This window comes from Moraxella equi, assembly GCF_002027555.1.
In the GTDB taxonomy this organism is placed as follows: Bacteria; Pseudomonadota; Gammaproteobacteria; order Pseudomonadales; family Moraxellaceae; genus Moraxella; species Moraxella equi.
Map to the genome: position 1 here is coordinate 1 of NZ_MXAP01000108.1, position 4,282 is coordinate 4,282.

The following is a 4,282-nucleotide window of genomic DNA, read 5'->3' on the forward strand; positions in this document are numbered from 1 at the left end:
AAGTTCGGTTGGTATAAATAGGCTCTCGCTCGTATCCACCACCCCGTCCGCCACGCCTGCTCGCAAGTGCGTGGAGTAATGCTCGGCATATTTGGCGACAAGTTTTGTGCCGTATGAGTAGCCCGCCATGCTCCACACGTCCACGCCAAGCTGAGTGCGAATACTGTCTAGGTCTTTGACGACTTCTTTTGAGCTGATAAAGGGCAAAATGTCCGCCCCTGTGTGCTGTATGCAAGCGTCCATATAGGCTTTGGCACTTGTGTTGCCCTGCTCGTCCGTCTCATCCATCCCACCGCAGTCTATGGCGGGGCTAGACGGGGCAACCCCACGGGGGGCATAGCCCAATACGTTAAAATTGTCCTTGACCGTTTGCCCATAGTCATCAAACAACGTCATGCTCATATCAAGGCTATGACCGCCCGGCCCACCGTTTAGGAGCAACAGCTCGCCAATGGGGTCGCCACGGCTCGGCAAACGTGTAAGCCTTATGGCAAAGGTTTTGCCATAAGGCTTGGTGTAATCCACAGGCACATTGACGGTCGCACATTGCAGTCGCACGGACGGTGGCAATACAAACCACGACAGATAGCTAGGGCGGTAGCAAGAATGCCAAGTAATGTCGCCTTGTTTGGTAGACCCACTGATAAGGTATAAATAAAAGCACAGTAAAATGGCGATAAGTGTAATGATAAAAATAGCGATATATTTTAAAAATGATTTTAAGAATTTTAAAGTCATACAAAACCCAAAAACTAACAAAATTTTAAAAAGTTATATGATAACATAAAATGTAACAAAATATGTATAATGATTAGTTTGCTTTATGATAATGATAAATAAAATATGGTGTGAGAAAGTTTTCTCACAAAATGCTACAAATCATCACGCCATCGCCCTTGAATTTGTAACAAAAATGTCAATAATAAGCCCATGTTTGAAATTAATTTGCAAAGCAAGAGAGTGATTATGTCTGTATTAAATAAATTTTTCAAAACTGCCACTGTTGCCACAGGCATTGCCATGGGGGCAACCTTATCTGCCAATGCGGCGGATTTATCGGGATTTTCTGCCACTTATGCGGTCAAAGCAGATGGCAGAAATGGCACGGCAACACGCACTTTGACCAAAAACGGTAATAATTACAGCTATAACGTCAAAGCCAGTGCTGCAGGCGTGGCAAACGTAAACCAATCGGCAAATTTTAGCTTATCTAATGGCAGAATTGTGCCGTCTAGCTCCAATATGTCGGTTAAAGTGCTGGGTGTGGGGCGTACTCATAATATCAAGTTTAATAACTCTGCCAAATCGGTGGTTAGTACTTATAAAGGCAAATCCACCACCTTAAAAATGAACGGACAAGCCTATGATGATTTGAGCCTAGAAGCTCAAATCCGTCAAGAGCTGATTAATGGTAAGTTTAGCGGTAATTACCATTTGGTTAAGAAAAATGAAATAGAAGCCACCAAATTTAGACGTTCGGGCAGTAGTAAAATCACCGTTCCTGCAGGTACTTACGATGTGGTTCGTATTGACCGTGTGCATGATGACAAAGGGCGTGCCACGAGTTTTTGGCTTGCCCCAAGCCTAAATTATCTGCCAGTCAAAGTCAGCCAAACCAATGACGGCAAAGTCATTAGCATGGAATTGACAAAGGTGAATTAATAGGTAAATGAAAAACAAATTTAAAAATAAAAAGGCGGACAAGGTTTCGCCTTTTTTAATTTTACAATATTTGGCAAAATGTGATAAAATTACTTAATTTGTATTTAAATTATAACAGGCGTGCCATGTCAGACATTAATAACCCCAACGACAAAAATCCAAAATTCTCTCGTATCCTACTAAAGCTCTCAGGCGAAGCCCTAGCAGGGGGCAAAGACATGGGCATTGATGCGTCCATTCTTGACCAGATGAGCTTGTCTATCGCCCATTTGCGTGGGCTTGGCGTGCAAGTGGGGATTGTCGTTGGGGGCGGTAATTTGTATCGTGGTAGTACCCTACAAAAAGAAGGGCTTGTCGGGCGTGTTACAGGCGACCAAATGGGCATGCTTGCCACCGTGATGAACGGGCTTGCCATGCGTGATGCCCTAGTCCGCCGCAACATCAAATGCCGTCTTATGTCCGCTCTTAACATCGCCACCATTGGCGAGCCGTATTCTAGCCGTGAAGCCATTCGCCACCTAAATAATGGCGAAGTGTGTATTTTTGTGGCAGGTACAGGCAATCCATTTTTTACCACCGATACGGCAGCGTGCTTGCGTGGGATTGAGATTGAAGCGGGGCTTATCTTAAAGGCGACCAAAGTGGACGGCGTGTACGACAAAGACCCAAGCGTTCATGCCGATGCGGTCAAATACGACAGCCTAACCTTTGACAAAGCCCTAGAAGATAAATTGGGCGTGATGGACTTGACCGCCATTGCCCTATGCCGTGAACACAACGTGCCGTTGCAGGTGTTTGACATGAACAAACCCAATGCTCTGCTAAATGTCGTTATGGGCGAAAAAGAAGGTACACGAGTGTATCATTAATTCAATTTTTATTGAATTTAAAATCAACTTTAAAAAGTGTTAAATCTTGCTTATCATACCGATTGGTAGGGGTGAATCATATTCGCCCTGATTTAACAAAATCAATGTTTAGTAAATATCGTAAATAGGAAACCCTTATGATTAACCAAATCAAAACAGACGGCAAAACCCGTATGGAAAAATCGCTTGAAGCCCTAGAAAGTGCGTTTGCCAAACTGCGTACAGGACGAGCTCACCCTGGTATCTTGTCAAGCGTCATGGTCAGCTACTATGGCTCGGACATGCCCCTAAACCAAGTGGCAAGCGTGAACGTAGAAGACAGCCGTACCTTGCTTGTACAGCCCTTTGACCGCTCTATGGTGCAAGCGGTGGATAAGGCAATCCGTGAAGCGGATTTGGGGCTTAACCCCATGACCGCAGATGTGATTCGTGTGCCAATGCCTGCCTTGACCGAAGAGACTCGTAAGGATATGCAAAAATTGGCTCGCTCTGATGCCGAGTCTGCCCGTGTGTCGGTGCGTAATATCCGCCGTGATATGCTAGGCGACATCAAAAAATTGGTCAAAGACAAAGAAGCCAGCGAAGATGACGAACGCCGTGCCGAGACCGACATTCAAAAGCTGACCGATGACTTTATCAAAGCGATTGACACTCGCCTTGCCAAAAAAGAAAGCGAGCTTATGGAAGTCTAAGTTATATCTTTTTAGGGCGTGCTGAACTTTTGTATTTGCAATGAAAAATAGGGGAAATCGCACGTTTTTCAAGGAAAAGTCCGCAGCTGATATTAAAATATCAACAAGGGATTTGACGATGAAAAACAAGATTTGACCATTTTTCATGCAAAAATAGTGTCTTATCTCTAAAATATTTTAAAACGTTAAATTGTGTTGCAAAGGTTCAGCACGCCCTATGTAGGGCGAGCCATTCGCCCTATTTGTATCATTTATCATTGACAAATCCGCCTATCTATCATGCCAAACACCCCATTATCCCCCATTTTAAGCCTACCCCAACACATCGCCATTATCATGGACGGTAACAACCGCTATGGCAAGGCTCATGCTTTGCAGGCAGGGGCAGGGCATATCAAGGGAAAAGACGCACTTGACCCCATTGTGGAGCATTGTTTGGCACGGGGCGTTAAGGTTTTGACGGTGTTTGCCTTTTCGTCCGAAAACTGGGCAAGACCACAGGCGGAAGTGGCACTGCTTATGCGACTACTTGAAAGCACCATTCATGAGCAAATGCCCCGCATGAATAAATACCAAATTCGCCTAAGATTTATCGGCGACAGGTCAATGCTAAATTCCGACCTGCAAGCCCTTATGACAGACGCAGAAAATAAGACCGCCCATTTTGACAAAATGACCCTTGTCATCGCAATCAGCTATGGCGGACAATGGGACATCGCTCAGGCGTGCCAAAAATTAGCCATACAAGTCCAAAAAGGCGAACTTACCCCAAGCGACATAAATGCACGCCTTATCGGACAAAATGTAGAACTTGCCGATTTGCCCGATGTGGATATGCTGATTCGCACGGGGGGCGAGTGGCGTATTTCTAACTTTTTGCTGTGGCAGTCGGCTTATGCCGAGCTGTTTTTTACCGATACATTGTGGCCTGATTTTGGGGCGGACGAGCTTGATAAGATGATACAAGATTTTGGCAATCGTGAAAGACGTTTTGGTAAAACCAGTGAGCAGGTACAGGCACAAGGTTGATGATTTGAAATTAAAAAGTAGCAACTGTAT

5 protein-coding genes are annotated in these 4,282 nt (G+C 44.8%); 4 read left to right on the plus strand and 1 reads right to left on the minus strand.

All coding sequences use genetic code 11. The features are described from left to right. The coding region (locus B5J93_RS10335) for an alpha/beta fold hydrolase (protein WP_143823532.1) at positions 1–738 on the minus strand (738 nt) is incomplete at its 3' end. A gap of 282 nt (positions 739–1,020) precedes the next feature. Between B5J93_RS10335 and B5J93_RS10340 the strand changes: the two genes are divergently transcribed. The 4 genes from B5J93_RS10340 to uppS all read left to right on the plus strand — a co-directional run bounded on the left by B5J93_RS10340 (position 1,021) and on the right by uppS (position 4,252). After that, the gene (locus B5J93_RS10340; protein WP_420811408.1) at positions 1,021–1,662 is read left to right on the plus strand and encodes a DUF3108 domain-containing protein; all 642 of its coding nucleotides are present in this window, start codon (positions 1,021–1,023) and stop codon (positions 1,660–1,662) included. 125 nt (positions 1,663–1,787) lie between these two features. Further along, positions 1,788–2,531 carry a UMP kinase gene (pyrH, locus tag B5J93_RS10345; RefSeq protein WP_029102573.1) on the plus strand — a complete coding sequence of 248 codons (744 nt, stop codon included), beginning with the start codon at positions 1,788–1,790 and terminating at the stop codon, positions 2,529–2,531. Positions 2,532–2,668: 137 nt separating this feature from the next. Next, positions 2,669–3,223 carry a ribosome recycling factor gene (gene frr / locus B5J93_RS10350; protein WP_079326300.1) on the plus strand — a complete coding sequence of 185 codons (555 nt, stop codon included), beginning with the start codon at positions 2,669–2,671 and terminating at the stop codon, positions 3,221–3,223. Between the two features lie 279 nt (positions 3,224–3,502). Beyond that, positions 3,503–4,252, plus strand: a complete 750-nt coding sequence (gene uppS, locus B5J93_RS10355; protein WP_079326301.1) for a polyprenyl diphosphate synthase — start codon at positions 3,503–3,505, stop codon at positions 4,250–4,252. The last annotated feature ends 30 nt before the right edge of the window (positions 4,253–4,282 follow it).

Excerpts from the sequence above, each read along its gene's own strand:
- B5J93_RS10340 (WP_420811408.1), top strand. The coding sequence starts at position 1,021 with ATGGGGGCAACCTTATCTGCCAATGCGGCGGATTTATCGGGATTTTCT.
- pyrH (WP_029102573.1), top strand. The coding sequence starts at position 1,788 with ATGTCAGACATTAATAACCCCAACGACAAAAATCCAAAATTCTCTCGT.
- frr (WP_079326300.1), top strand. The coding sequence starts at position 2,669 with ATGATTAACCAAATCAAAACAGACGGCAAAACCCGTATGGAAAAATCG.
- uppS (WP_079326301.1), top strand. The coding sequence starts at position 3,503 with ATGCCAAACACCCCATTATCCCCCATTTTAAGCCTACCCCAACACATC.